This window comes from Nonomuraea roseola (assembly GCF_039535395.1).
GTDB lineage: Bacteria > Actinomycetota > Actinomycetes > Streptosporangiales > Streptosporangiaceae > Nonomuraea > Nonomuraea roseola.
Genome location: NZ_BAAAXC010000009.1, coordinates 291,881 through 318,313 on the forward strand (window position 1 = coordinate 291,881; position 26,433 = coordinate 318,313).

At 70.2% G+C, this 26,433-nt stretch carries 21 protein-coding genes; 11 read left to right on the forward strand and 10 right to left on the reverse strand.

Going from position 1 to position 26,433, the window contains the following annotated elements; genetic code table 11:
- Positions 1-105: 105 nt before the first annotated feature.
- Positions 106-1,023 carry a carbohydrate ABC transporter permease gene (locus ABFX55_RS10745; RefSeq protein ID WP_346120035.1) on the reverse strand — a complete coding sequence of 306 codons (918 nt, stop codon included), beginning with the start codon at positions 1,021-1,023 and terminating at the stop codon, positions 106-108.
- Positions 1,024-1,251: 228 nt separating this feature from the next.
- Between ABFX55_RS10745 and ABFX55_RS10750 the strand changes: the two genes are divergently transcribed.
- Entirely contained in the window at positions 1,252-2,343 is a 1,092-nt protein-coding gene (locus ABFX55_RS10750; protein ID WP_346120037.1) for a LacI family DNA-binding transcriptional regulator, read from the forward strand.
- A gap of 85 nt (positions 2,344-2,428) precedes the next feature.
- Here the strand turns inward: ABFX55_RS10750 and ABFX55_RS10755 are convergent, their stop codons facing one another.
- Together ABFX55_RS10755 and ABFX55_RS10760 are read right to left on the reverse strand one after the other, a co-directional pair.
- Entirely contained in the window at positions 2,429-2,989 is a 561-nt protein-coding gene (locus ABFX55_RS10755; RefSeq protein WP_346120038.1) for an ATP-binding protein, read from the reverse strand.
- Positions 2,986-3,180, reverse strand: coding sequence for a DUF5999 family protein (locus tag ABFX55_RS10760; RefSeq protein WP_346120040.1), 195 nt, complete (start codon positions 3,178-3,180; stop codon positions 2,986-2,988). Before ABFX55_RS10760 ends, ABFX55_RS10755 begins: the two co-directional genes overlap by 4 nt.
- An 827-nt stretch (positions 3,181-4,007) precedes the next feature.
- Between ABFX55_RS10760 and ABFX55_RS10765 the strand changes: the two genes are divergently transcribed.
- The 3 genes from ABFX55_RS10765 (at position 4,008) to ABFX55_RS10775 (ending at position 7,815) form a co-directional block, all read left to right on the forward strand.
- Complete coding sequence (locus ABFX55_RS10765; protein ID WP_346120042.1) at positions 4,008-5,051, forward strand: substrate-binding domain-containing protein; 1,044 nt, start codon at positions 4,008-4,010, stop codon at positions 5,049-5,051.
- Positions 5,052-5,176: 125 nt separating this feature from the next.
- The gene (locus tag ABFX55_RS10770; RefSeq protein ID WP_346120043.1) at positions 5,177-6,784 is read left to right on the forward strand and encodes a sugar ABC transporter ATP-binding protein; all 1,608 of its coding nucleotides are present in this window, start codon (positions 5,177-5,179) and stop codon (positions 6,782-6,784) included.
- The gene (locus ABFX55_RS10775) at positions 6,781-7,815 is read left to right on the forward strand and encodes an ABC transporter permease (RefSeq protein ID WP_346120045.1); all 1,035 of its coding nucleotides are present in this window, start codon (positions 6,781-6,783) and stop codon (positions 7,813-7,815) included. The genes ABFX55_RS10770 and ABFX55_RS10775 overlap by 4 nt, the downstream gene beginning before the upstream one ends.
- A 19-nt stretch (positions 7,816-7,834) precedes the next feature.
- Here ABFX55_RS10775 and ABFX55_RS10780 read toward each other — a convergent pair whose 3' ends face one another.
- Entirely contained in the window at positions 7,835-8,476 is a 642-nt protein-coding gene (locus ABFX55_RS10780; protein WP_346120046.1) for a TetR/AcrR family transcriptional regulator, read from the reverse strand.
- A gap of 190 nt (positions 8,477-8,666) precedes the next feature.
- Here ABFX55_RS10780 and ABFX55_RS10785 point away from each other — a divergent pair, with 190 nt between their 5' ends.
- Entirely contained in the window at positions 8,667-9,881 is a 1,215-nt protein-coding gene (locus ABFX55_RS10785) for a cytochrome P450 (protein ID WP_346120048.1), read from the forward strand.
- A 130-nt stretch (positions 9,882-10,011) separates the two neighbouring features.
- Here ABFX55_RS10785 and ABFX55_RS10790 read toward each other — a convergent pair whose 3' ends face one another.
- Entirely contained in the window at positions 10,012-10,710 is a 699-nt protein-coding gene (locus ABFX55_RS10790; RefSeq protein WP_346120050.1) for a TetR/AcrR family transcriptional regulator, read from the reverse strand.
- Positions 10,711-10,818: 108 nt separating this feature from the next.
- On the opposite strand from ABFX55_RS10790, the gene ABFX55_RS10795 reads away from it, so the two are divergent.
- Genes ABFX55_RS10795 through ABFX55_RS10820 form a run of 6 tightly spaced genes read left to right on the forward strand, consistent with a single transcriptional unit; the run spans position 10,819 to position 17,550 of the window.
- Positions 10,819-12,453, forward strand: coding sequence for an amidohydrolase (locus ABFX55_RS10795; protein WP_346120052.1), 1,635 nt, complete (start codon positions 10,819-10,821; stop codon positions 12,451-12,453).
- 22 nt (positions 12,454-12,475) lie between these two features.
- Complete coding sequence (locus ABFX55_RS10800) at positions 12,476-14,086, forward strand: ABC transporter substrate-binding protein (RefSeq protein ID WP_346120053.1); 1,611 nt, start codon at positions 12,476-12,478, stop codon at positions 14,084-14,086.
- On the forward strand, positions 14,086-15,030 hold the full coding sequence (locus tag ABFX55_RS10805) for an ABC transporter permease (protein ID WP_346120055.1): 945 nt from the start codon (positions 14,086-14,088) through the stop codon (positions 15,028-15,030). The genes ABFX55_RS10800 and ABFX55_RS10805 overlap by 1 nt, the downstream gene beginning before the upstream one ends.
- Positions 15,030-15,881: an ABC transporter permease gene (locus ABFX55_RS10810; RefSeq protein WP_346120057.1), complete on the forward strand. Its 852-nt coding sequence runs from the start codon at positions 15,030-15,032 to the stop codon at positions 15,879-15,881. Before ABFX55_RS10805 ends, ABFX55_RS10810 begins: the two co-directional genes overlap by 1 nt.
- A gap of 2 nt (positions 15,882-15,883) precedes the next feature.
- Entirely contained in the window at positions 15,884-16,810 is a 927-nt protein-coding gene (locus ABFX55_RS10815; RefSeq protein WP_346120059.1) for an ABC transporter ATP-binding protein, read from the forward strand.
- Positions 16,807-17,550, forward strand: coding sequence for an ABC transporter ATP-binding protein (locus tag ABFX55_RS10820; protein ID WP_346120061.1), 744 nt, complete (start codon positions 16,807-16,809; stop codon positions 17,548-17,550). Before ABFX55_RS10815 ends, ABFX55_RS10820 begins: the two co-directional genes overlap by 4 nt.
- Here ABFX55_RS10820 and ABFX55_RS10825 read toward each other — a convergent pair.
- The 5 genes from ABFX55_RS10825 to ABFX55_RS10845 form a co-directional block, all read right to left on the reverse strand.
- Positions 17,438-19,003, reverse strand: coding sequence for a hypothetical protein (locus ABFX55_RS10825; protein WP_346120063.1), 1,566 nt, complete (start codon positions 19,001-19,003; stop codon positions 17,438-17,440). The genes ABFX55_RS10820 and ABFX55_RS10825 overlap by 113 nt on opposite strands.
- Positions 19,004-19,250: 247 nt before the next feature.
- Complete coding sequence (locus ABFX55_RS10830) at positions 19,251-21,020, reverse strand: bifunctional metallophosphatase/5'-nucleotidase (protein ID WP_346120065.1); 1,770 nt, start codon at positions 21,018-21,020, stop codon at positions 19,251-19,253.
- Positions 21,021-21,180: 160 nt separating this feature from the next.
- The gene (locus tag ABFX55_RS10835) at positions 21,181-21,690 is read right to left on the reverse strand and encodes a hypothetical protein (protein ID WP_346120067.1); all 510 of its coding nucleotides are present in this window, start codon (positions 21,688-21,690) and stop codon (positions 21,181-21,183) included.
- 267 nt (positions 21,691-21,957) lie between these two features.
- Positions 21,958-23,937: a discoidin domain-containing protein gene (locus ABFX55_RS10840; RefSeq protein ID WP_346120069.1), complete on the reverse strand. Its 1,980-nt coding sequence runs from the start codon at positions 23,935-23,937 to the stop codon at positions 21,958-21,960.
- 73 nt (positions 23,938-24,010) lie between these two features.
- Positions 24,011-26,419, reverse strand: coding sequence for a discoidin domain-containing protein (locus ABFX55_RS10845; protein WP_346120071.1), 2,409 nt, complete (start codon positions 26,417-26,419; stop codon positions 24,011-24,013).
- Positions 26,420-26,433 lie beyond the last annotated feature (14 nt).

The window sequence follows — 26,433 nt, forward strand, 5'->3', positions numbered from 1 at the left end:
GCGGGCGCCGGTGGCCGCGCCGGATCACCAGCGGGCCTGCCGAGGCGCCCGCGCGAGCGGGAGTGCGAGGCTCGCGGGCGGTTGCCGGGGTGGTGGCGGTCATGCTCACAGTCCCTTCCGCGCGCCGCGAAGCTGGACGACGTAGGCGATGATCATCGTGATCAGGCCCATGACGATGGCGACGGTCGCCGAGTAGTTGAACTGCTGGCCGGCGAAGGACAGCGAGTAGGCGTAGAGGTTCGGAGTGAAGGAGGTCGTGATCGCGTTCGGCGCCAGGCTCTTGAGGATGCTGGGCTCGTTGAAGAGCTGGAAGCTGCCGATGATCGAGAAGATCGTGGCGATCATCAGTGCTCCGCGCAGGGCGGGCAGTTTGATCGCCCAGACGATGCGGAGCTGGCTGGCGCCGTCCATCTCTGCGGCCTCGTAGAGGGACGGATTGACCACCCGCAGCGCCGAGTAGAAGATCAGCATGTTGTAGCCGACGAACTCCCAGGTCACGATGTTGCCGATGGAGGCGAGGACCAGTTCGGGCGACAGCGGGTCCGGCAGCGACAGGGCCAGCATCTCGTTGACGTCGGCGATGAGGCCGAACTGGGTTCCGTACATGAAGCCCCACATCAGGGTCGCGACCACCGCGGGCACGGCATAGGGCAGAAAGACCGAGATGCGGAAGAAGCTCGCCCCGTACAGCCGGCCGCTGTCGATGGCCAGGGCCATCAGCAGTGACAGGAACAACATGATCGGCACCTGCACGACCAGGAAGAGCGCCACCCGGCCGAAGGCCGCCCACAACTGCGGATCGCCCAGCGCCTTGAGGTAGTTGTCGAGGCCGACGAAGACGGTTCCGCCGATCAGCTGGGTGCGAAACAGGCTCAGGTAGATCGAGTACGCGATCGGGGCCAGGAAGACGAGCGCGAACACCGCCATGAAGGGTCCGACGAACCGCCAGCCCGTCCACGAGCGCGGCCCCCGGGGCGCCGCCTTCCAGGCAGCCGATGTGCTCGCCTGCGGCGTTGCGACCACCTTTCCTCCTCCCTTCGAAGTACCTGTGTTTACGTAAACATCGATCTTGTCGTGAACCCGAGAAGACGATTGCACAGAGTTGCAGGTCATCACCATTGAGTGATGTTTACGTAAACTTATTGCGGTATCGTGGCATCGGCCACACAGTGCGTCAAGAGTTCCCCCCAGGTAACAAGCTCGTCGCACGGCGCCTGGTGTGACGATGCCGAAGCGGACGCGAGGAGAGCAATGGATCGGGTCGATCGGGAGCAGCCGGGAACGCCTCCTGCGGGCGGCGTCCAACGGGGAGGGTCGGGCATCCCCGGCGGCCGCCGTAAACAGCGCGTCTCCATGGCTGACGTCGCCAAGCTGGCGGGCGTCTCGGCGCAGACGGTCTCCCGGGTCTCGAACGGTCACCCGGGCGTGATCGGATCCACCCGCGAGCAGGTGCTCGCGGCGATGCGGGAGCTGGGCTACCGGCCCAACAGCGCCGCCCGCGCTCTGCGGTACGGCCAGTTCAACACCATCGGGGTCATCCTCTTCAGCCTGGCGTCGACCGGAAACAGCCGCACGGTGGAGGCGATCGCCGCCCACGCCGCGACCGAGGGTTACGCCATCACGCTGATCCCCATCGACGTGCCGACCCAGGACAACGTCCTGGGGGCATTCACCCGCATGGGCGAGCTGGCCGTCGACGCGGTCATCGTCATCATGGAGATCCACCTGCTCGACGCGGGGACCGTCACCCTGCCGCCCGGAGTGCACGTCGTCGTCGTGGACTCCGACGCGGGAGAGCGCTACCCCGTCGTCGACACCGACCAGGCCGACGGGGCGCGCCGGGCCGTCCACCACCTGCTCGACCTGGGGCACAGGACCGTCTGGCACGTGACGGGGCCACGGGCCTCCTACGCGGGCCAGCGCCGCGCCCAGGCCTGGCGCGACGCGCTCGAGGCGGCGGGCCGGCCGGTCCCCCCGCCACTGCACGGGGACTGGTCGGCCGAATCCGGATACAGCGCCGGTCTCCGGCTCGCCGACGAACCAGGTTGCACCGCGGTGTTCGCCGCCAACGACCAGACGGCCCTCGGCCTGCTGCGCGCCTTCCACGAACGCGGCCGGGCGGTCCCCGACGAGATCAGCGTGGTGGGCTTCGACGACATCCCCGACGCCGCCTACTTCGTCCCGCCTCTGACCACCGTCCACCAGGACTTCGCGGAGGTGGGCAGGAGATGCGTGCAACGGGTGCTGCGCCAGATCCGCGAAGGCTGCGGCTCTGAGCCCGGCACCGATCTCGTCCCGACCCGGCTGGTGGTCCGACGCAGCACGGCCACCGCACCGCGGTGACGAGGCGACTGATCCGGTCTCGAGGACCGGCGGATTCGGTCGAGAGGCCGGAATCGACGCGCCAGAGGTGCTGGAAGGGGTGCGGCTAGGCTGCCGCATGAACGGGGCGCACGGACAGCTCGAACCAGACGGCCTTGCCACGCGCGGTGCGGGCGCTGCCCCAGCAGCAGGCCAGCTCTTCGACCAGATGGAGCCCGCGCCCACTCTCGTCGTACTCGCGGGCGGGGCCCGGTCGAAGGGAGGCCGTGTCGGCTTCTGTGTCCTCGACCTCGCAGCGGAGCAGACCGTCCTCGAAGCACAGAGCGAGCCGGATGGTCCCCTCCGTGTGTTGCAGCGCGTTGGTGACCAGCTCGCTGACCAGCAACTCGATGACCACGCAGTCGGAGTCGAGTCGCCAGGCGGCCATGCGGCCTCGTGCCAGGTGCCGGGCTCTGCGCACAGAGGTCGGTCTGCGCGGCAGCCGCCATGAGGCTGTCTGGCCGATGGATTGCGCGGCCGGTCCCGCGAGGCGCCAGAGGGCGCGACTGAACCGGTGCCAAGGGCGCGCGCGGCGGTCTGTCTCCAGGGCCGGCGGGCAGTACGCGGAATCTGCAGGGAAGAGCGGTGAGCTCGGACACTCGTCCGCCACGCCCTGGAGCGGGTTCATGTCGCACGCTCGCAGAGAGCGCGACGGGCGGGGACGCTGCGCCCATCGGGCAGAAGCTCTCCGGTGTCGTCGAAGATCACCACACCGTTGCAGAGCAACCACCACCCCTGCTCGGGGTGGAAGGCGACGAGCAGTGCCGCCTCGCGATCGCGTGCATCGGCCGGAGGGCACTGAGGCTGGTGCCGGCACATGATTCCTCCCTCCTACAGAAGGCGATGGCCCCTCGCGGCTCCCGGCGCGACCGGTGCGACGACACCGTCACCCCAGGCATCGCTCGACGGTGAGCCGTACGAGCTGTATCCGCTTGATGAGATCTTGTTTGATCGTGATGAATCGCTTTGATCAATTGCACGAGAATCATCAAAATCAAACCTCTTCAACCACATGAAAGTGCGGTTATGGGGGGATGTCAAGGGGGCTTCGCGTTTAAAGTCCGTTTATTTGGGTTTTTGTGTGCCTCCCCGGGCGCCGCAGGGAACGTCGCGTCCTGCAGGCGGCCTCTGCGCGGCCGCGCAGGTCCGTTGCGCGGCCCTCTTCGTCCGCGGGCACAGGAGGCCAGGCGCGGGTTCCCCGTCGCCGGAACCGTCCGTACCGTGCCGCGGCCCGGCGCCGTCGTCAGGTTCCGCAGGGATGGCGGTGTCGCACCTGGTCGTCGTGGGCGGAGGGTCGCGACGGGGGCGTCCTGCTCGTACGTGAGGTGGATCGGCAGCGGGTCCCGGGGGTGTCGAACGTCAGCGCACACGCACAGGCGCTCCGCGGCCGGTCTCGGGCGATCAGTCGGTTCGTTGGCGCCGCAGTTCTTTCATCAGAAATCTTCCCGTCACCTTGTTGACTCGTGGCGGAAGCGGTTGTTTCATGTGTCGTATTGCGTCTGAAAATGTCTTGGTCTGGTGATTTCGTCTTGAGGATCGCCGACCACACTCCTCCCTCGCCTGTCCGCGGCGAGGAGCGCTTCGTGACAACTCGGGTACCTCACCCGTCCGGCGTGTGGTGGCCCGCCCTAGCAAGGGGAAATGACATGTCCACAAAGGGAAGCCCTCGGCCTGCTGTCGCTCTCGGCCTGGCCGCGATGCTCGCTCTCGCAGCCTGTTCCAGCGGGCAGGAGACCACGAACGCCGGCGGCGCCACGGGCAAGATCGACGGCCCGCTCACCCTGACGTACCTGCAGAAGCAGGGCGACCAGGAGTACTTCATCAGCGAGGCCACCGGAGCCAGGGCCAAGGCCGACGAACTCGGCATCGGCCTGAAGGTCGTCAACCTCGGCAACGACGCCAACAAGACCGTCAGCGAGGTTCAGGCGGCCATCGCGCAGAAGAGCAACGGCCTGATCGTCGTTGTGCCGGACCCGGCCGTCGGGCCGCAGGTCGCCAGGACCGCCCAGGACGCCAAAATGGCGTTGATCACCTCCGACGACCAGATCTGCACCACCGGCCCGGACCCGTCCGCCTGCCCCGTCGCCAATCTTGTGCCGCGCATCGGCTTCAGCGGCGCCCAGATGGGTGGCGAGGTCGGCAAGCGCGCCGCCGAGGAGTTCAAGAAGGCCGGCTGGAAGAGCGCCGAGACCGCCACGATCTCCGCGTGGAAGCAGGACGTCACGGTCTGCTCCGACCGCGTGAAGGCTGCCGAGGACGCCTTCGCGGCGGGCGGCGGCACCGGTGTGAAGAACATCGACGTCCCGACCGACAACACCCCCACCGGCGCCCAGGACAAGATCTCCGCCACGATCACCGCCAACCCGGGCGTCAAGCACTGGGTGGTCTGGGGCTGCAACGACGAGAACGTCCAGGGTGGCGTCACCGCGCTGGAGAACGCCGGCTTCGACGCCGACGACGTCATCGGCGTCGGCCTCGGCGCCTACCTGGCCTGCAAGAACTGGGGCTCCGGCAAGCCGTCCGGCATGAAAGCCGCGCTGTTCATCAACGGCCGCGACGTCGGCGCCCTGGCGGTCCAGACCATGTATGACAACCTCAAGATCGGCAAGGCCCTGCCGAAGGAGGCCTTCGCCCCGACCAAGATGGTCGACGACTCCAACTGGCAGGCCGCCGGGGTCACCTGCAGCTGACTCCGCAGGGCCGACTCGCCTGACGGCCGTCGGCGGCGGCCCTGGCCCGCCGCCACATCGGCACCTCACCAGCCAGCGCCCGGCAGTGCCGACCCGCACACCGCTCTCCAGCACGCGAGGCCACCATGACCACATCCGACACCGAACCGCCAGTGCCCGACCACTTCGCTTCCCGCTCCGGCACCGGCATCGCCGTCCAGGACGTCGCCAAGCGCTTCGGTGCTGTCCAGGCCCTCGGCGGCGTGTCCCTCGAGTTCCGCCCGGGTCGCGTCACCGCCCTCATGGGCGAGAACGGCGCGGGCAAGTCCACCCTGCTGAAGATCCTCACCGGGGACCACCAGCCCACGCAGGGCCGCATCCTGCTCGACGGCCGACCCGTCGCGTTCGGCTCCCCGCACGACGCCCGCAAGGCCGGCGTCCGCATCATCCCGCAGGAACCGGAGATCATCCCGCACGTCTCGGTCGCCGAGAATGTCTACGTCGGTTCGCTCCCGCGCAACGCCTGGCGCCGCCTGGACCGGGCCGAACTGCACCGCCGCATCGCCACCGACCTCGCCAGGCTCGGCTTCGACAAGGTCATCGACCCCGACGAGCTCGGCTCGCGCCTGACCGCCGCCCAGCGGCAGATGGTGGAGATCCTGCGCGCCCTGATCGGCGAGGCGAAGGTCATCGCCTTCGACGAACCCACCTCCTCGCTCGCCGAGCACGAGGTCGAGGCGCTGTTCACGCTGATCGGACGGCTGCGGGCGCAGGGCATCGCCATCATCTACGTCTCCCACCGCATGAAGGAGATCTTCCGCCTCGCCGATCGCGTCGCGGTTCTACGGGACGGCACGGTCGCCGGCGTTCTGGAGGCAGCCGACATCAGCGAGGGCGAGGTGGTCCGCCTCATGGTCGGACGTGACCTCTCCACCCTCTTCGTCCGGCAGGATGTGGCAGGCGACGAGGTCGTCCTCGCACTGGACGGTGTCACCACCGACGACGTCACCGGCATCGACCTCACCATCCGCGCCGGAGAGGTCGTCGCCCTCGCCGGCCTGATCGGCGCCGGGCGCTCCGAACTGGCTCGCGCCATCGCCGGTGACCTGCCGATCCGTTCCGGGGAGATCCGCCTGAACGGCAAGCCCCTGAACCTGCGCACCCCCAAGGACGCCATCAGGGCGGGCATCGGCCTCGCTCCGGAGGAGCGCAAGGCGCAGGCCCTGTTCCTCCAGCGATCCATCCGCGACAACACCTCGCTGGTGAGCCTGGAACGGCTGCGCCGCCTGCGCTTCGTCAAGCGCCGTGATGAGCGGGCCGTGGCCCAGGAGTTCACTGACCGGCTGCGGGTGCGCACCCCCTCGATCGAGCAGGAGATCGGCAAGCTCTCCGGCGGCAACCAGCAGAAGGTGGTCCTGGCCCGCTGGCTGATCCGCAGGCCCAAGGTGCTGATCCTCGACGAGCCGACCCGCGGCATCGACATCGGCGCCAAAGCGGAGATCTACCGGATCATCGCCGACCTCGCACGCCAGGGCGTGGCCCTGCTGGTGATCTCCTCCGAACTGCCCGAGGTCCTCGGCCTCGCCGACCGGATCGCCGTCATGCAGAACGGCCGCATCACCGGAGAACTCGACCGCGCCGAAGCCACCGAGGAAGCCATCCTCAACCTCGCCATGACAGACGACCTGACCGCCGCCACAACCGCCGTACCCGACCGGCCACGTACCGACCCCGCCGATGGAGGCCTTCGATGACCACCACCACACCGGGCGCCCCCGCGAAGACGGACGAAGTGACCGTGACAGCCGGCCGCAAGCGCTCGCCGATCGCCGTCGTCGGCGGCCAGAACCTCAGCCTCATCGTCGCCCTCGTCGCCGTCCTCGCGCTGTTCGGCGTTCTCAACGACAACTACCTGAGCTGGAACAACATCCAGGTCATCGGCGAGGCCGCGACGATCACCGGCTTGCTGGCCGTCGTGCAGACCATCGTGATCATCTGCGGTGGCCTGGACATCTCGGTCGGCTCCCAGGCGGGTCTGGCGTCGGTGGTCAGCGCGATGGCGTTCACCTCCACCGCCTCCAACCCCTACCTCGGCATGGGCGCGGCCATCGGCGTCGGTGTCGCCGTCGGGATCGTCAACGGCGTGGTCATCGTCTACGGACGGGTCAATCCGACCATCGCCACCCTCGCCGGCCTGGCCGCGTACAAGGGCATCGCACAACTGGTGTCCGACGGCCGGGCACAGGGCTATGTCCTCAACGACCCCTTCTTCGTCTTCCTCGGCCGCGGCAAGATCGCCGGTCTCCCGGTGATGATCTGGATCCTGATCGTCGTCGCGCTCGGCGTGCACGTGCTGCTCAAGTACACCGACATCGGCCGTAACCTCTACGCGATCGGCGGCAACGACACCGCCGCCCGGCTGGCCGGCATCTCCATCAACAAGTACCTGGTCGCCGTCTACGCACTCATCGGCGTCGTCGCCGCCGTCGCCGGCATCCTGCTGACCGCCCGCACCGGCTCAGGCCAGCCCGTCTCCGGCAGCGAAGGCCTGGAACTCAAGGCCATCACAGCGGCCGCGCTCGGCGGCTGCGCCCTCAAGGGCGGCAAGGGCGGCATCGGCGGCACGCTGCTCGCCGTCGCCCTGCTCGGCGCGTTGGAGAACGGGCTGACCGTCCAGGGCATCAACACGTTCTGGCAGAACGTCGCGCAGGGCGCGCTGCTCGTGGCCGCCGTGGTGATCCAGCAGCGCCGCACCGGCGAACGCGCCGTCGGACTGCCCGCATAGGCGCAGCCCGCGCGAGTCTCTACTCGGGCCTCATGTCGGCGTCGACGTGGTAGAGGGCGGTGAGGAGCGGCCAGGTCAGGGCGGCCATCTCGGCAGGTGTCCGCAGGCATCCGCGCTGGAGCCAGTCGGCGGCCACGCCGATGAGCGCTCCGGCGGTGAACGCGGCGGGCACGTCGTGGGGGATGTCCATCGACGCGGCGGAGTGTGCCGCCAGGTCGTCGCCGGTCTCGGCCCTGCGCACGGCGACGTGGATGGCCGCGGTGGTGCGCCGGCGTACGTGGTCGATGACTCGTGCGCTTCCCTGCGGCCCCAGCAGGCTGCGGTAGAGGCCGGCGTGTTCGGCGAGGTTGGCGAAGAAGGCCCGCAGTGACTGGGTCGCGTCCTGCGTCGGGTCGGCCGAGTCGGGGCCGGGGGAGGGCAGGGACTCGATCAGGTTGTCGATCATCGTGGTGCAGGCGGCCTCGGCCAGCTCGTGCACGTCCCGATAGTGGTCGTAGAAGGTGGAGCGGCTCACTCCGGCCCGCTCGGCGACGTCGGCGACGCTGATCTGGGACAGGTCCCGGTCCTCGACGAGCTGGATCAGCGTGCGCTGCAGGGCCGCCTGGGTACGGCGCACGCGCCGGTCGCCCGCCGGCGCGTTGCTGTCTCTGGTCGTGACCACGTCTCTCAGCCTACCTTCACCCTACATGTGTAGGATTTCCTACAGCTGTAGGGTAACTTGGGCGGCGTGGTGGCAGGCCGGTCGACGCTGCTGGATGTCGAGCCCGACCCGCCCCGCCCTACGGCCGGCCGCCGCCGCCGTCGAAGCAGATCCCGGTGACGACACACGATCCGTTCCGAGGAGACACCGAATGAGCCACAACGAGCAGGTCCTGAACTACCCGATCCCGAGCGAGGCGGCGCTGGAGCCGCCGGCCGAATGGGCGCGGCTGCGACGGCAGTGCCCGGTGGCCCGGGTGAACCTGCCCAGCGGCGACCAGGCCTCACTGCTCACGCGGTACGAGGACGTCAGGCAGGTGCTGGCCGATCCGCGATTCACCCGGCTGCTGAACGCCGACGACGCGGCCAGGCTGTCGGCCGACGAGTCGGGCGGGCTGTTCAGCAGCGAGATGGCGCAGATCATCCCCGACAGCGGAGAGGAGCACCAGCGGTGGCGGCGCCTGGTCGGCAAGTGGTTCACGGCCAAGCGGATGACCGCCCTGCGGCCGGCGATGACGCAGATGGCCGAACAGCTCATCGATGACATGGTCAAGCGCGGCCAGCCGGGGGAGCTCAGGGCCGGCCTGGGCTTCCCGCTGCCGGTATACGTGATCTGTGACATGCTCGGCGTGCCCGCAGGCGACCGGGACCGGTTCGCCTACTGGTCCGACACGCTGCTCAACCTGACCCGCTACGGCCAGGCGGAGATCGACGCGGCGCAGGCCGAGTTCGTGCAGTACATGTCCGGCCACATCGCCGCCAAGCGAGCCGAGCCGGGTGAGGACCTGCTCAGCGAGCTGATCGCGGCAGGGGGCGCCGACAACGGCGGGCTGTCCGACCTCCAGCTGCTGGCCACCGGCATGGGGCTGCTGGTCGCAGGGCACGAGACCACGGCGAACATGATCGGCAAGATGGTCGGCATGCTGCTGGCCGACCGTACCCGCTGGGAGCGGCTGCTGGCCGACCCGTCGCTGGTGCGCACGGCGGTGGAGGAGGCGCTGCGCTTCGACGCCAACGCAGGCTTCGGCATGCCGCGCTACCTGCGCGAGGAGAGCGAGGTCGGCGGGACGGTGTTGCCGCGCGGCACCACCGTGGTGTGCAGCATGGCCGCGGCCAACCGCGACGCGAGCGTCTTCGACGGCGCGGACGAGATGGACCTGGGCCGCAGCCCGAACCCGCACCTGGCCTTCGGCGCCGGCGCCCATTCCTGCCTGGGCCAGGCGCTGGCACGCACCGAGCTGCAGGTCGTCCTGGAGGTGCTGCTGCGCAGGCTGCCGTCGCTGGAGCTGGCCGTACCCGCACAGGAGCTCCAGCGCGTGGAGGGGCTCGCCATCGGCGGGCTGCGCGAGATCCCGGTGCGGTGGTGACCAGGCGGTGACCGGCCCCTACAGGGCCGAGCGGGTCACACCGTCAGGCCCCGACCACCAGAGAGGACGGTCTGCCCCGCCGCCATCCACCTCGTGAAGCCGTGAACCGGGGATGCGCCGGGCGCGCCCGTCAGGTCCGCGTCGCATCCTCGGGAAGCGACGCGGCCCTGGCCTCGATGGCGGCGATCAGCGCCTCCACCCGGACGTCGAAGACCGCCTCGGCGCTCACCTGTGCCAGCTCCGTGCCGAGGCGGGCGATCCCCGGGAAGCGCCCTGGGTCGACCATCCGGTACTCCCGCGCCCATGACGACTCGTCGCCCGCCCTGATCTCGGGGGCGAAGAGCACGTAGGCGGCCGACTGGCCCACGTACGCCAGGAGGGCGTCGGCCACCGCCCGGTAGTACAGCGCCGCGTCGGCGCCGTCGAGCCCCGCCTCGGTGACCGCCCCGAGGATGAGCTCGACGATCCTGAACTCGTTGATCCGCCTGGTCGTACGGCTGGCGGTGATGGAGGCCACCGCCGGATACTTCAGCGCGACCCGCAACGAGCCGTTGGCCAGGGCCCGCAGCCGGTCCTTCCAGCCGAGCCCGTCGGGGATGCCCTCCAGGACCTCGCCGTAGGCCCGGTCGGCCACCGACAGCAGCAGCTCGTCCTTGTCGCGGAAGTGGCGGTAGATCGCCGTGGGGTCGGCCCCCAACTCCTCGCCCAGGCGGCGCACGGTGAACGCGTCCTGGCTGCCCCTGGCGGCGATGCGCAGGCTGGCCTCGATGATGGCCTCGGGACTGAGCTGGCTGCCCGAGCGCCTGGTCCTCACAGGTGTCTTCGCCATGATCGCACCAGTGTATCGGTTCGGTCTCCACGTAGCGCAACACTGTTGACATCTATGTTGCGCTCGCGTTCACTCCTCCCCAACACTGCGTGAGCGGAAGGTGCTGTAATGGTGGACACGATCTTCATCGGCGGGCGGGTCTTCACCGGCACGGCCGACGCCCCCGTCGAGGCCGCGGTCGCGGTCGGCGGCGGGCGCGTCCTGCTGGTCGGCGACCAGGAGACGGTGCGGGCCTCGGCCGGCCCCGACACCGAGGTGGTCGACCTCGCCGGTGGGCTGCTCATGGCCGGCTTCCAGGACGCCCACGTCCACCCGGCCTTCGGCGGCGGTCAGATGCTCCGCTGCGACCTGTCGGCCGAGCACAGCGTCGAGGGCTACCTCGCGGTGATCGCCGCCTACGCCGAGGCGCACCCCGACAAGACGTGGGTCCACGGCGGCGGCTGGTCGATGGACGTCTTCCCCGGCGGCACCCCGACCAGGCAGCTGCTCGACAAGGTGGTGCCAGACAGGCCCGCGCTGCTGACCAACCGCGACGGGCACGGCGCCTGGGCCAACACCCTGGCCCTGCGGCTGGCCGGTCTCGACCGTGACACGCCCGATCCCGTGGACGGCCGGATCGAGCGGGAGCCGGACGGCACCCCGCAGGGCACCCTGCACGAGGGGGCCATGACCCTGGTGAGCGGGCACGTGCCGGTGGCCAACGCCGAGGAGGCCTACGCCGGTCTGCTCGCGGGTCAGGCCCACCTGTTCTCGATGGGGGTCACCGGCTGGCAGGACGCCATGATCGGCGCCTTCCCCGGCCACCCCGACAACTACGAGGCCTACCTTCGCGCCGCCGGCGAGTCGACGCTGCTGGCCCGCGTCGTCGGCGCCCTCTGGTGGGACCGCGAGCGCGGCCTGGAACAGATCCCCGACCTGGTCGAGCGGCGCAGGACCGGCCAGGTCGGCCGGTTCAACGCCACCACCGTCAAGATCATGCAGGACGGCGTCGCGGAGAACTTCACCGCGGCGATGCTGGAGCCGTACCTCGACGGCTGCGGCTGCCCGACCGCCAACAGCGGCATCAGCTTCGTGGAGCCCGGCCTGCTGCGGGAGGCGGTCCGCCAGCTGGACGCGCTCGGCTTCCAGATCCACTTCCACGCGCTGGGCGACCGCGCGGTCAGGGAGGCGCTCGACGCCCTGGCCGGTGCGCGGACGGCCAACGGCGTCAACGACAACCGGCACCACCTCGCGCACCTGCAGGTCGTCGACCCCGCCGACATCGCCAGGTTCGCCGAGGTGGGCGCCGCCGCCAACATGCAGCCGCTGTGGGCGGCGCACGAACCCCAGATGGACGAGCTGACCATCCCCTTCCTCGGGGCCGAGCGCGCGGCCCAGCAGTACCCCTTCGGCGACCTCCTGCGCGCGGGCGCCCGCCTGGTCGCGGGCAGCGACTGGTCGGTGAGCAGTCCTAACCCGCTGTGGGGTGTGCACGTCGCGGTGAACAGGACGGTGCCCGAGGGCGAGCCAGGCGAGCCGTTCCTGCCCGAGCAGGCGCTCACCCTGGCGCAGGCGCTCACCGCGTACACGGCGGGCAGCGCCTGGATCAACCACCTCGAGGACGTCACCGGCACGGTCGAGGCAGGCAAGTACGCCGACCTGGTGGTGCTGGACCGCGACCCCTTCGCCGGGCCGCCCGAGGAGATCGGCTCGACCCGGGTCGTCAGGACCTATGTCGAGGGCCGGCTCGTCCACCAAGCCTGACAACCCCTGAAAGGCGTGACTCATGAGCCTACGACTGCGAACAGCGCTCGCCGTACTCACTCTGGCCGTGACGGCGGCGGCATGCGGCGGGGGCGGCGGCGGGACCGCGGCGCCCCCGCCCGGCGGGGGCCTGAGCTCCGGCACCCCCGAGCCCAAGGGCGACATCGACGCCTTCACCTGGGTCTCCTACGCCGAACCCCCGACTCTCGACTACGTCCACGCCTTCGACTATCCGCAGAACATGGTGCTGTCCAACGTCTGCGAGAGCCTCATGCGCTGGACACCGGACCTCAAGGAGGAGCCGGGCCTGGCGGAGAAGGCCGTCCAGCGCGACCCCAAGACCCTCGTCTACACGATCCGCAAGGGCGTACGGTTCCACAGCGGCGCCGAGATGACCGCCGACGACGTGGTGGCCAGCCTGAACCGGCACCTCGACGAGAAGGTCGGCTCCTACTGGGTCTCCTCCTTCCGTAACGTCGAGTCGATCGCCAAGACCGGCCCGATGGAGGTGACCGTCAGGTTCAAGCGGCCTGACGCGCTGTTCGCCCTGGAGATGGGCGCCTCGCCGGGCACGGTGGTCAGCGCCGCCTCGCTGAAGGCGCAGGGCAAGTCCTTCGGCACGGCCGACGGCCGCCTGGACTGCACAGGGCCGTTCAAGCTCGGCGCCTGGACCAAGGGCCAGTCGATCCAGCTCGACCGCTTCGACGGCTACTGGGGCGACAAGGCCAGGTCGGGCAAGGTCACCTTCCGCTTCGTGCCGGACTCGGCCGCCAGGACCAACGCCCTGGTGACGGGCGAGGCCGACGGCGGCTACCTGATCCCCGCCGCCTCCATCGCCCCGCTGCGCGCCTCCGGTGCGGGCACCGTCTACGGCGGCCCCAACCTGACCACCGCGAACCTGATCGTCTCCGACCTTAACGGCGGCCCTCTCACCGACGTCAAGGTCCGGCAGGCCCTGTCCCTGGCCATCGACAGGGAGGGCCTGGTCAAATCCGTGCTCGGCGAGTTCAGCGCGCCCGCGCTCGTGCCCGCCCCTGTCCAGGCCTGGCGCAACGTGCCGGAGGCCAGGCCCTCCGCCCCCACCGCCAAGCGCGACCTGGAAGCGGCCAAGAAGCTCGTCGCCGAGGCGGGCGCGCAGGGCAGGAAGGTCGTGATCGCCAGCTCCAACGTGTCGCCGGAGTTTCCGGTGATCTCCAACGCCGTGCAGGCGGCGGCCAAGGAGATCGGCCTGGCCGCCGAGGTGCGGACGGTCGCGCCCGACGCCTTCACCGCGCTGTTCTCCGACCCGGAGGCGCGCAAGGGCATCGACCTGTTCCCGACGCTCTGGTACCTGTCGGCCACCGACCCGCTGGAGCTCTACGGACTGTTCGAGACGGGCCAGTTCGAGAACTACGGCGGTTTCTCCGACCCCGCCTACGACAAGCTCGTCGATGCGGCCGGAGCCGAGTTCGACCGCGTCAAGCGGGCGCAGCTGACGGCGAAGCTCCAGGAGACCGTGGCCACACGGCTGCCCTGGATCCCGCTGGCCGACCTCGACAACGTGATGTTCCTCGGCAAGCGCATCACCGGGGCGCCCACCAGCATCTCGTACCTGTACTACCCGTGGGCCGCCGACGTCGGGGCGGCGGGTTGATGGCTCGCTTCCTGCTGAAACGTCTGGCCGGGATGGCCGCGATCCTGGGCGCGTCCTCGATCCTGGTCTTCGGCGCCCTCCAGCTCGCCCCCGGCGACCCCGCCAGCTTCCTGCTCAGCGGGCGCTCGGCCACCCCGGAGGCGGTCGCCGCCATCCGCGCGCAGTACCGGCTCGACGACCCGTTCCCCGTGCAGTACCTGCACTGGATCGGCGGCGTGCTCACCGGTGACTTCGGCCGCTCGGTGCAGTTCCGCACCGACGTCGGCGGGCTGATCGCCTCCCGCGTGCCCGTCACGCTCACCCTGATCGGCATGGCCTTCGCGCTCACCATGGTCCTCGGCCTGGCGCTGGGCGTGTGGAGCGCGACCAGGCCAGGCGCGGTCGACAAGGCGGTGCTCGTGGGCAGCTCGGTCGCGGTCGCCACCCCCTCCTTCGTGCTGGGGTACGTCCTCATCGCGGTGTTCTCTGTGAACCTCGGCTGGTTCCCCTCCATCGGCGCGGGCGAGGGCCTGGCCGACCGGCTGCACCACCTGGCGCTGCCGGCAGTGGCCCTCGCGCTCACCTTCGCGGGGGTGCTGGCCAGAGTGTCGCGCACGGCGATGATCGACCAGCTCGGCCAGGAGTACGTCACGGTCGCCCGCGGACGCGGCGTGCCCGAGCGGGCCATCGTCCGCAGGCACGTGCTGCGCGGGGCGATGACCGTGACGCTCACCTACGGCGGCCTTCTCGTGCCCGGTCTGCTGGTCTCCACGGTGCTGGTGGAGACCGCGTTCGGGGTCAACGGCCTGGGCCAGCTGCTGCAGTACTCGGTGACGGTCAAGGACTTCGCCGTCGTGCAGGCGCTGACCCTGCTGACCGTCGCGGTGTTCGTGCTCGCCAACCTCGTGGTGGACCTGCTCGCGCCGCTGGCCGATCCTCGCGTGCGACTGGGAGCGGTGAGCTGATGGAGACCTTCGCCGTCAGGCCGGGACTGCGCCGTCTCGGTGGCTGGAGCAGGGGAGGCGGCCTGCTCAGGGTCGCGCTCGCCGTGATCGCACTTCTGGTTCTGGCCGCCGTGCTGGCGCCGCTCATCGCCCCAGCCGACCCCGACGCGGTCGACCTGTCGGCCGCGCTGGCCGGACCTGGCGGCGACCACCTGCTCGGCGCCGACGCCTCCGGCCGCGACCTGCTCTCCCGGGTGATCTACGGAGCCAGGACCGGCCTGCTCGGACCGCTGGGCGTGGTGGCCATCTCCACGGTGCTCGGCGTCCTGGTCGGACTGACCGCCGCCTGGCACGGCGGCTGGGTCGACACCGCCCTGTCGCGCTCGATGGAGCTGGTCTTCGCCTTCCCCGGCCTGCTGCTGGCGATCCTGGTGGTCGCGATGTACGGCCCCGGCCAGATCGGCCCCATGATCACGCTTGCCGTCGCCTACACGCCGTTCGTGGGCCGCCTGGTCCGCGGGGTGGCCAGAGGCGAGATGGGCCGTCCCTACATCGCCGCCTACCGGGCGCTGGGCTTCGGCGGCCTGGCCATCTGCCTGCGTCACCTGCTGCCGAACATCGCCCCTGTGATCCTGGCCCAGTCCACGATCAACTTCGGTTACGCCCTGCTCGACCTGGCCGGACTCGCCTTCCTCGGCCTGGGCGTGCAGCCGCCTGCCGCCGACTGGGGAGCGATGATCAACGAGGGCCAGTCCGCCGTGCTGCAGGGCGCGCTCGGCCCGATCCTCGTACCCGGCCTGGCCATCGTGCTGAGCGTGATCGCCTTCAACATCGTCGGCGAGAGCCTCGCCGACCGCGTCTCCAGGAGGTGACCGTGCTGGAGATCGACGAGCTCGCCGTACGGCTCCCGCGCACCGCCCGCCCGGCGATCGACCACATCTCGCTGACCGTGGCCGCGAACGAGACCGTCGGCCTGGTCGGCGAGTCGGGCTCCGGCAAGTCCCTGACCGCGCGGGCCGTCCTCGGCCTGTTGCCGAAGGACGCGCGGATCTCGGGCGAGATCCGGATGGACGGCGCCGACGTGCTGTCCATGTCCCCTGCGGGGCTGCGCCGCCACCGGACCCACTCGGCCGCGATGATCTACCAGGATCCGCGCGCGGCGCTCAGCCCCTTCCGGCGGATCGGCGACTTCCTCGCCGAGATCCTCCGCGAGGAGATCGGCGCCAAGGCGGCCAGGGCCAGGGCCGTCGAGCTGCTGGAACTGGTCGGCCTGTCCGAGCCGGAGCGGCGCGTGCGCCAGTACCCTCACGAGCTGTCCGGCGGCATGCTCCAGCGCGTGGTGATCGCGGCGGCCCTGGCGGGGGAGCCCCGGCTGCTGCTGGCCGACGAGCCGACCACCGCGCTGGACGTGACCACCCAGGCCGAGATCATCCGCCTGCTGCGCGACCTGCGCGCCAGGATGCGGACCGGCATGCTGTTCATCACCCACGACCTGGAACTGGCCTCGACGATCTGCGACCGGGTCTACGTGATGTACGCGGGACGGATCGTGGAGACAGGGCCGACGCGGCGGCTGTTCGCCGAGCCGCGCCATCCCTACACCTCTGGCCTGCTCGCCGCCACCCCGCGCGTCTCCGAGCTGGGCACGCTGCCGCCCGCGATCCCCGGACGCCCGCCGGACCTGCTGTCGGCGCCGCCGGGCTGCCGCTTCGCCCCTCGCTGCCCGCACGTCATGGAGTCCTGTACGGCTGCCGCCCCGCCCCTGGTGGACGGGGTCGCCTGTGTGAAGGCGGAACTGTGAACATCGACCTCGAAGTCAGGGGCCTGCGCAAGCGCTACGGCACCTTCGCCGCGGTGGACGACGTCTCCTTCGACCTGGCGGAGGGCGGCTCGCTCGGCCTGGTCGGCGAGTCGGGCTCGGGCAAGACCACCACGGCCAGGCTGCTGCTCGGCCTGGAGCGGGCCGACGCCGGCACGGTGCTCGTGGCGGGCAGGCCGCTGGCGTCGCTCGGCCGCAGAGACAGGGCGAGGCTGATCCAGATCGTCTTCCAGGACCCCCTCGGCTCGCTCGACCCGCGCCTTGCCGTACGAGAGTCCCTGACCGAGGTCCTGCGCCTGCACTTTCCCGGCGAGCCGCCCGCGCCGAGGGTGGCCGAGCTGCTCGACCGGGTCGGTCTCGGCCCGCGCGAGGCGGCGGCGCTGCCCAGGGAGCTGTCCGGCGGGCAGCGGCAGCGCGTCGCGATCGCCAGGGCGCTGGCGGTCAGGCCCCGGGTGCTGGTTCTGGACGAGGCGGTGGCCGCGCTGGACGTCTCGGTCCAGGCGCAGATCCTCGGCCTGCTGGCCGAGATCCGCGCGGCCGGCGGCGTCTCCTACCTGTTCATCACGCACGACCTGGCCGTGGTCGGCTGCGTCACCGACCACGTGGCGGTCATGCGGCGCGGCCGGATCGTCGAATCAGGGCCGACGGCTCAGGTGCTGACCGCGCCCGAGCACGAGTACACGCGGCTCCTGCTGGACTCCGTGCCACGGCACGCCTTCTAGGCGGCCACCGGATCAGCCCGGGAAGCGGGCCTTCCAAGGGCCAGGCAGGTCGGCCTCGCGCCACGTCATGACGTACGGCGGCAGCCTGAGGTTCCTGTACACGACCACCACCTGCTCTCCCCGCTCCAGCGCCTGCCGGATGCGGAGCGGGGGGGCGCTGGGCGAAGCGCTGGATGATGCCCTGGGAGTGGCAGCGGAGGTGGTAGCCGATCTGGACGCCCGACTGGCCGTAGATCATGCAGGGCGGGCGCACCCCCATCCGGCGCAGTTCCTGCACGGCCGCGTCGATCGCCTCCCGGTCGCGATGGTTGACGGCTGCCATGCGGTAGGCGTACGCGCCCTGGAGCGCCACATGCGCCACCAGCCCGGCGATCACCACCGCCGCGACCGGACGGCGCAGCCGCGTCCCCGCCACGACGGCCTCCGCGATCGGCAAGGACAGCAGCGCGTAGGCGGGCATCAGGAACCGGGGCGCGGCGTAGTCCACGTAGAACAGGTAAGGCAGCGCCATCGCCAGGCCGGTGACCGCGGCCAACGCGATCGGGAACAGGTGGCGCCGGCGCCCGGCCGCCCACAGGCCCAGCGCGGTCATCACGGGGATCGCGAGCCACCAGGTCAGAGCCACCGGCGACACCGCGCCGCACTCGGCGCCGAACCGGCACAGCGTCGGGCCGTCCAGGGCCCTGGCGTGCTCGACGATCGACACGTTCCAGCCTGTGCCGTTGTGCTCGCCCGCTTCCTTGAGCCGGGTGACGAACCCGCCGAACCGCGCGTGCGCCTCGATCGCCCATTGTCCCCAGCCCACGGCAAGGCCCGCGGCGATCGCCGCCGACGTGACGATCCGGCGCCGACGCAGGCCGACTAGCGCCGTGACGACCAGCGGCACCGCGGCGACCAGCGCGTCCGAGGGCCGCATCAGCGACATGACGGCCAGCGAGCCTGCCAGCCCCACCGGCGCCAGACGGGACCGCTCGCTCAGGAGGAGGAAGCCGACGGCCGCGACGGCGGCCAGCGCGGTGTACCCGTTCGGCATGGCCTGGTTGCCGTAGAAGAGCGACAGCCAACTGCTGCCGTACAGCAGGGCCGCCACAGGCACCAGCCGGCCCGGCCGGATCCGCAGCCAGACGGAGAAGGCGCCGAACAGCGCCAGCGAGGAGATCACCGTCAGGTACAGGCGCAGCACGAGCACCGAGTTGGTCAGCGCCACCACCGGCGCGACCAGCAGCGGCACGCCTTGCGCCCGTGGCGCGCTGAACACCGCGGGCGGCGCGTGGGAGGAGAACTGGCTGGCGTAGACCGCCTCGTCCCAGCCGATCCCCAGCCGGGGGGAGACGAGGAGCAACTGCGCCAGGCCGTACAGGCAGCTGACCAATGCGAGCAGGACGATCGGACGCGGCGCGAACCGTTGTGGTCTGCCGAGACCGGACAGAATGCGAGGCCGCGTGACCGTCACGGTGGACTCCCGGGTGCTGCCAGGAGGCGCGCCCCCTGTCCGAGCTGAGGCGCGGCTCCTACCCGCCCCGTCCGGCTCGGACACCGCGACCGCATGCTCCTTGGCCAGGACATTGCCCAATCGGGACGGTTGTCCCTGGCCCTCCCGCCCGGCCTCGCGATGCCGGTGGTCGCCTCGCGCGAGCGGGACTCCGAGCTCCGGCCGGGCTGAGCACCGTGGACTCAGCCCGACCCCGGAAGGACGTGGCCTAGCCTGCGGCGTTGACCGCGGCGGCGCGGTCGAGGGCGGGCGGGGTCACGGGGCCGTTCCTGAGGAATGCGCGGAAGGCCTCGTAGTCCCGTTCGCCGCGGACCGCGTCGGTGTGGCCGGCGAAGGCGGTGTAGCCGTCGGCGCCCAGCAGGGTGTAGGCGAGGGCGGCCAGCCGGTAGGTCCTGGCCGGGTCGAGCGGCTGACCGTTGATCAGCACGTGCTCCGGCAGCACCCGGTCGCCCACGGGCTTGGTGGTGTCGTAGCGGAAGCGGACGTTGCCCGAGACCGCCAGCGGCGCGAACCTGACGCTCCCGTTGGCCTGGGTCTGCCACTGCTGTTCGAGGGCCTGCTCGATCTGGCCGCCCTTCACCGAGACGGTCAGCACGGGGTTGGCGTAGCCCCAGGTGGCCCACGCCTCGCCGAAGAGCACCCTCCCGTCGGCATCGGCCGGGTTGGCGCCCTTGGCGTACAGCAGGTCGCCGCGCAGGGAGTTGGAGCCCTTCACCGGGGCGACCGCCACCATCGCCAGGTCGGCGGCGCCGCCCTGGGTCTTCTGCGAGTCGGCGTAGGCGACGTCGGCGACGAGGTTGCCGAGCGCGCTCTCGCCGTCGGCGTCACGGGTGCGGGTCACGTCGCCGGTGATGGTGCCGACCTGCCTGGCGTAGGTCTCCTTCTCCTTGGCGTTCCAGTGGTCGACCAGCTCGACCATCTCGGGGTCGGGCGAGACGTCCCTGGTCACGGCGTGGTTGACCGAGGTGGTCGCCGCTCTGATCACGTCCTTGGTGCGCGGGTCGATCCTCAGGTTGATCTCGCTGATCAGACGCCCGTGGTTGGAGGCCTCGACCACGGGGCGCGGGTTGCCCGCCGGGTCGGGGACCGAGCAGTTGAAGGCCGCGTGCCAGTGGCCGGTGACGATCGCGTCGATGTCGGGGGAGGCGTCCCTGGCGAAGTCCCAGATCGGCCCCGCCTTGGAATCGCCGCACCCGTTGAAGTCGTTGCCCGCGGCCGCGCCCTCGTGGATGTTGACCACGATGGCCCTGACACCCCTGTGCCTGAGCTCGGCGGCGTACTTGTTGGCCGACTCCACCAGCGGCAGGTTGTCGAGCGTCGGCTGGTAGGAGGTCGAGCCGTCCACGGTCGTGGGCGTGGTCAGGTTGATGAACCCGACGCGCACGTTGCCGAACTTCCTGATGACGTACGGCTTGAACAGCGGCTCGGTGGAGCCCTTGCGGGTGATGTTGGCCGTGGAGATGGTGAAGGTCGCGCCCTGGAAGGGGTGGCCGTCGGAGTCGGTGAAGCAGCTGTCCTCGCCGACCACGCCGAAGCACTCGCCCTTGCCCATGTGGTCGCGCAGGAACTCCAGCGACCGGTCGAGCTCGTGGTTGCCCACCGTGGTGAAGCTGGTGCCGACCTTGTTCATGAACTCGATCGTCGGCTCGTCTGCGTGGTGGGCGACCTCCACGGGCCAGCCGCTGAAGTTGTCACCGGTGGAGAAGGTGATGGAGTGGGCCTTGCCGGCCCGCAGGTTCTGCAGGTGCGTGGCCAGGTAGGGCGCGCCGCCGACGACGAGGGTGTTGCCCTGGGCGTCCTTGATGGTGCCGTCGGCGGCGTTGCTCTGCGGGGTGATGTAGCCGTGGAAGTCGGTGTAGGAGAGCAACTGCACGTCTACGGGCCGCGGGCGCGCGACGGCCGCCGCCGGTGGGAAGGCGGCCAGCGTCACGAGCGCGAGGCCCGCTGCCGTGGCGATCCTGCTACGGAAGGAACGCACACAAACTCCTTATGTAGTTTGTAAGGGGGATAAAGGCGGAGGAAAGCCTTACGGCTCAGCCCCTACGGCCGGTGAAGGCAATGCCAGCGATGAGCTGCCATTGCATGACCATGAAGAGAACGATAGAACGATCACCGCCGGCGCGCCGAGGCCCCCTGCCTCACACCGTCGGCGCAGGCTTCGCGCCTCGCGTGTCCCTGGCCCCGCGCCTGGTCCGTCGCTGGTAGGACCGGCTGCATATGCCGAGCGCGATTCCCAGCCCGGCGAACGCCAGGCCTGCGACGATCCCCACCCAGGCCGACCAGCCTTCGGCGTCGCCCACCGTGAAACCGAACGGCGCGGCGATCATGGTGACGAGCCCGTACGGCGTCAACGCCAGCGCACCCGCCCAGCCGGGCACCAGCAGGCTCCAGCGCGGCAGCCGGGCTCCCCATGGCATCACCAGCGCGGCCAGGAACAGCATCGCGGCCAGCGCCCCGACGGCGGTGAAGTCGAGACCGTGCCGTTCCATCCACACCAGCACGTCGGGCGCGCCGTTCGCCTCGAGCTGGGCGGCGAGGTCACCGGCGGGCTTGCCCGTGGTCCCGCCGAACGCCCAGTAGGTCTTCATCACGGCGTAAGGAGCCAGAGCGGCGGCGCCGGCCCAGGCGGCGGTCGAAGTCTTCGTCATGTCCACGAGGCTGTCATCCGGCCTCGGCTCGCGACTCCCACCAGAGGTGGAGTCGATCCCCCGCACGGGGGATCGATCCCACCAGAGGTGGAGTCGATCCCCCGCACGGGGGATCGACTCCGCCTCGCCGCAGACGATGGAGCCGTCCCTCCGGCGAGTGCGGACGATCCCGCAGCGGTGTGGAACGAGGGCCGGCTCCTGTGCGCCAAGGTGGCCGCTCGCCGGACGAGGCCCCAGGCGAGAACCGGCCGCTGAGCGCCGCTGTTCCTAGCTGATCTCGTACAGGGCGAAGTTGCCCCACTGCAGGTTGGCCTTGCGTACCACCAGGCGCACCTTCTGGGTGGTGACCGGCTGGGGCAGCGTGATCGTGCGGCTCTCGACCGTGGCCGTGTTGCCCGACCAGGTCAGCTTCGCGCCGGAGACCTGTGTCACCCAGGCCGAGCCGTTCCAGGTCTGCACGTCAAGCTCCGTGATCGCCTGGCCGGTGGCCCACGCGGTGTGCAGGGTGACCGCGCCGATGTTCTTGACCTGCTGGTGGTCCACGTCGATGGTGCCGGGGAAGCTGATGCCGCCGGCCGCGCTGCTCCATGAGGTGTTGACGTCGCCGTCGACCAGGCGGAACGGGTGGTGGTTGCCGAGCTGGGCGTAGGAGGTGGTGGCCATCGCCCGCGCGGGCGCCCCGGTGTACTGGTGGAAGCCGCGATCGGGCGCCGGGGCGTTGACGAGGCCGCCGAAGTAGTCGGCGATCCCGGGCGCCAGGCTCACGCCGCGCGCCCGTGCGGGCGAGTCCGCCTGAAGGCGGTAGCCGTCCGCGGCGGCGCTGCCGGGCGCGGCCAGCCTCGGGTCCTGCCTGATGGCGTTGAGGTCGCCTGAAGGGGCGGGGCCCAGGTAGAGGTTGGCGTCGTACAGGGTGCTGTTCTGCGTGTCGTAGCCCGCTGTGGTCGTGTTGTAGAAGACGTTGTTGCGGATCTTGATGCCGCTCGCGTTGTTGTAGATGTGCACGATCTTGCCGAGCGGGTAGCTGCCGGCGCCGTTGTAGGGCGGGTTCACGACCACGACGCGGCCGCCCGCGTAGATCGTGTTGTTGTGGATCTCGGTGCCGGAGGTCTCGGTCGACAGGCTGAACACCTCGTAGCCGTCGTCCCTGCTGAGGTTGTAGCGAACGACGTTGCCCCTGGTCGGTGCGCCTCTGAAGGAGACGGTGATGAAGAAGCCGCCGTCGTTGTCGTGGCTGTGGTTGTACTGCACGACACTGCGGTTGTTGTCCGCGTCGGCGTCGAACCCGTGGCCGTCGGTGCCAGGACCGTTGAATCCGGTATGGGACACCTCGTTGTGCTGGACCAGCAGGTCGTCGTTGCCCTGCCACCAGATGCCGACGTTGCCTCCGGTGGTGACCAGGCGGCCGGTGGCCGCCCTGTGCACCCGGTTGCCCTCGACGACCGCGCCCTTGGTGTGCATCGGGGTGATGCCACCGGCGGTCACGTCGTGGACGTGGTTGTCGCGGATCCGCACCCCCGTGCTGGGCGTCCAGGTGACGACCTCGCTGTCCTGGATGCCGGTCTCCGCGGGATACAGGCTGGTCATGCCGTTACGGCGGGACCACGTGGACCAGGTGATGATCCCGTAGGACCGGATGTTGCCGACCTCGTTCTTCTCGATCACCAGGTTGTGGAAGTACGTCGGCACCGTGTTGCCCCTGATGGACACCAGCAGGCCGGCCGAGCCCACCCAGCTCGTCCCCGGACCGTCCACGTCGTGGATGTTCAGGTTGCGCAGCGTGATGTTCTCCAGCCTGCCCGCGTCCTTGGCGAACAGGCTCACCCCGCTGCGCGGCGTCGTGCCGTTGCTCCAGTTCGTCACCTCGAGGCCGTCGAGCGTGAGGTCGTGCACGTTGGTGAGTTTGACCGCGGCGTCGACCTGGCCCTGCCCCTCGATGACCGGCCTGGCCCCGCTGCCGTAGGAGCCGACCAGCGCGGGGCTGCCCGCTGCGCCCGCACCCTTGATCACGAGCTGGCCCTGCCACCGCTGCCCGGCCTTGAACAGCAGCTTGTCACCCGGGCCGAGCACCAGCTGACCGGCCTTGGCCAGGGACTTCCATGCGGCGGACTCTCCCTGCCCGGAGTTCGCGTCGCTGCCCGAGGCGGCGTCCACGTAATACGTCGTGCCCACCGCGCTCTGTGCCTGAGCCGGTACGGCGGGCATGAGCAGGGCGAGCAGTGCCATCATCCACGGAATTGGCTTACGCACCTTTGATCCTTTTCATGGGGGATGGTACGACCCGCGCCCTGCCAAGGGGCGCGAGCCGTACGGCGGATCGGAGTCAGGCGGCGACGATCTCGTAGAGGGCGAGGTTGCCCCACTGGAGGTTCGCCCTGTGCACGGTCAGGCGGAGCTTGTGCGTGGTGACGGGCTTGGGCAGGGTGATGGTGCTGGTCTCCACCTTCGCGCTGCTCTCCTGCCAGTCGATCAGATGGTGGGCCACCTGCGGCATCCACGCCGAGCCGTCCCAGGTCTCCAGCGACACGTCGGTGATCCCCTGCCCCTTGCCCCAGGCGGTGTGCAGGGTGACCGTGGCGATATGCCGCGCCCTGCCGTAGTCCACGACGAACTCGCCGGGCAGGCTCACCCCGGTGCTCACCGACGACCAGGGACTGGACGGGTCGCCGTCCGTCAGGGAGTCCACGGTGTGCGAGGGCGAGGTCGTGAACGTGGTGGTGACCAGCGTCGCGGGGGCAGGCCGGTACGGCTCGCTCGCGGCGGGCACGGCCAGCGCCACCTCGTTGATCCGCAGGCGGCCGTCTCCCGCGGCCTTGACGACCAGCCGCACGCGGTCGGTGGTGACGGACCCGGGCAGGCGCACCGTCTGGCGCTCCACGCTGTCGTCGTCGCTCTTCCAGGTGAGACGCCGGCTCGCCCTGGTCACCCAGCCGGTCCCGTCGAAGGTCTGCACGTCCACGTCGGTGGGCCCGTGGGAGAGCGCGCGGGAGGCCGACAGCGTGACGGCGCCGAAGGCGCGGGCGCTGTCGTAGGTCAGGTCGAGGACGCCGGGGAGGCGCGGCTTGGGCACGCTCTCCCAGTAACCGGCCTGGTCCCGGTCAGCCACCCGCTCCAGGTGACCCTTCGGCACCAGCGAGCTGCTCACCTGCGCAGGGGCGAGGTCTCGTTGGAAGGCGCCGAGGTCGGGGGCTCCGTCCGGAACGGCGACCCCGGCGTAGTCGCGATCGGCGTCGACGGACACTCCGCCGTTGAAGACGGGTGAGCCCTCGAGCGGCCGGTAGCTGTCAGGAGCCTCCTGGCCGGGGGCGGCCAGCCGGGGGTCCGCCGTGATCGCCGCGTGATCGTTGCCGGTCGGCGGCTGGGCGGTGCCCCAGTAGAGGTTGTGGTCGTAGATGATGCCGTTCTTGTTGTCGAAGCCGGCGCCCTGCAGGTTGACGAAGACGTTGTTGCGTACGGTCACCCCTGCGGCGTTGTTGTAGAGCCGGACGATGCGCTCCAGCGGGTACTTCCCCGCGCCGCTGAACGGCGGCTCGACCTCGACCACCCGGGTGGTGGCGTAGATCGTGTTGTTGTGGAAGTGCGTGTTGGTCGTCGCGGTGGAGGCGGCCATCGACTCGTAGCCGTCGTTGCGGCTGATGTTGTAGCGGACGACCGTGTCCCTGGTCGGCGCCGCCGCGAAGGAGACCGCCAGGAAGAAGCCGCCGTCGTTGTCGTGGCTGTAGTTGTACTGGATGAGGCTGCGGTTGTTGTCGGCGTCGTTGTCGAAGCCGTGGCCGTCGGAGCCCGGACCGTTGAAACCGGTGTGCGACACCTCGTTGTGCTGGACGACGATGTCGTCGTTGCCCTGCCACCAGATGCCGACGTTGCCGCCGGTGGTCTTGGTGCGGCCGCGTACGGCCCGCTCGACCTTGTTGCCTTCGATGACCGCGCCCTTGGTGTGCATCGGGGTGATGCCGCCACCGGTCACGTCATGGATGTGGTTGTCGCGGATGCGGACCCCTGTGCTGGGTGTCCAGGTGACGACCTCGCTGTCCTGGATGCCGGTCTCCACGGGATACAGGCTGGTCATGCCGTTGCGGCGGGACCACGTGGACCACATGATGATCCCGTAGGAGCCGATGTCGGAGATCTCGTTCTTCTCCACCACCAGGTTGTGGAAGTAGGTCGGGACCTGGTTGCCCCTGATGGAGATCAGCAGCCCGGCCGCGGCCACGCTGTGCCCGCCCTGGCCGTTGACGCCATGGATGTTCAGGTCGCGCAGCGTGACGTTCTCGAGCCTGCCCGCGTCCTTCGCGAACAGGTTCACGCCGCTGCGGTACACCGAGGTGTCAGCGCTGTGGTTCGTCACCTCCAGCCCGTCGACCACGAAGTCGTGCACGTTGCTGACCCGCATCGCCGCGTCGAACCGGCCCTGGCCGTCGATGACGGGCCTGGCGCCGGTGCCGTACGAACCGACCAGGGCCGGCCTGCCGGGCTGCCCGGCTCCCTGCAGGGTCAGCTGACCGCTCCATCGCTGCCCCGCCTTGAACAGCAGCCGGTCACCGGGTCCCAATGCGAGCCGGCCTGCCCTGGCCAGACTCTTCCAGGCCGACGCCTCACCCGTGCCGGAGGCGCTGTCGTCTCCGGACTCGGCGTTCACGTAGTAGGTGGTGCCGGCTTCGGCCCTGGCGGGTGTGGCGGACAGAGGAAGGGCTAGAGCGACTAACAGAGTCCAGGCGATTCGCCTACGCAAGGTGGATCCTTTCC

Excerpts from the sequence above, each read along its gene's own strand:
- ABFX55_RS10750 (WP_346120037.1), top strand. The coding sequence starts at position 1,252 with ATGGATCGGGTCGATCGGGAGCAGCCGGGAACGCCTCCTGCGGGCGGC.
- ABFX55_RS10755 (WP_346120038.1), bottom strand. The coding sequence starts at position 2,989 with ATGAACCCGCTCCAGGGCGTGGCGGACGAGTGTCCGAGCTCACCGCTC.
- ABFX55_RS10760 (WP_346120040.1), bottom strand. The coding sequence starts at position 3,180 with ATGTGCCGGCACCAGCCTCAGTGCCCTCCGGCCGATGCACGCGATCGC.
- ABFX55_RS10765 (WP_346120042.1), top strand. The coding sequence starts at position 4,008 with ATGTCCACAAAGGGAAGCCCTCGGCCTGCTGTCGCTCTCGGCCTGGCC.
- ABFX55_RS10770 (WP_346120043.1), top strand. The coding sequence starts at position 5,177 with ATGACCACATCCGACACCGAACCGCCAGTGCCCGACCACTTCGCTTCC.
- ABFX55_RS10775 (WP_346120045.1), top strand. The coding sequence starts at position 6,781 with ATGACCACCACCACACCGGGCGCCCCCGCGAAGACGGACGAAGTGACC.
- ABFX55_RS10785 (WP_346120048.1), top strand. The coding sequence starts at position 8,667 with ATGAGCCACAACGAGCAGGTCCTGAACTACCCGATCCCGAGCGAGGCG.
- ABFX55_RS10790 (WP_346120050.1), bottom strand. The coding sequence starts at position 10,710 with ATGGCGAAGACACCTGTGAGGACCAGGCGCTCGGGCAGCCAGCTCAGT.
- ABFX55_RS10795 (WP_346120052.1), top strand. The coding sequence starts at position 10,819 with ATGGTGGACACGATCTTCATCGGCGGGCGGGTCTTCACCGGCACGGCC.
- ABFX55_RS10800 (WP_346120053.1), top strand. The coding sequence starts at position 12,476 with ATGAGCCTACGACTGCGAACAGCGCTCGCCGTACTCACTCTGGCCGTG.
- ABFX55_RS10805 (WP_346120055.1), top strand. The coding sequence starts at position 14,086 with ATGGCTCGCTTCCTGCTGAAACGTCTGGCCGGGATGGCCGCGATCCTG.
- ABFX55_RS10810 (WP_346120057.1), top strand. The coding sequence starts at position 15,030 with ATGGAGACCTTCGCCGTCAGGCCGGGACTGCGCCGTCTCGGTGGCTGG.
- ABFX55_RS10835 (WP_346120067.1), bottom strand. The coding sequence starts at position 21,690 with ATGACGAAGACTTCGACCGCCGCCTGGGCCGGCGCCGCCGCTCTGGCT.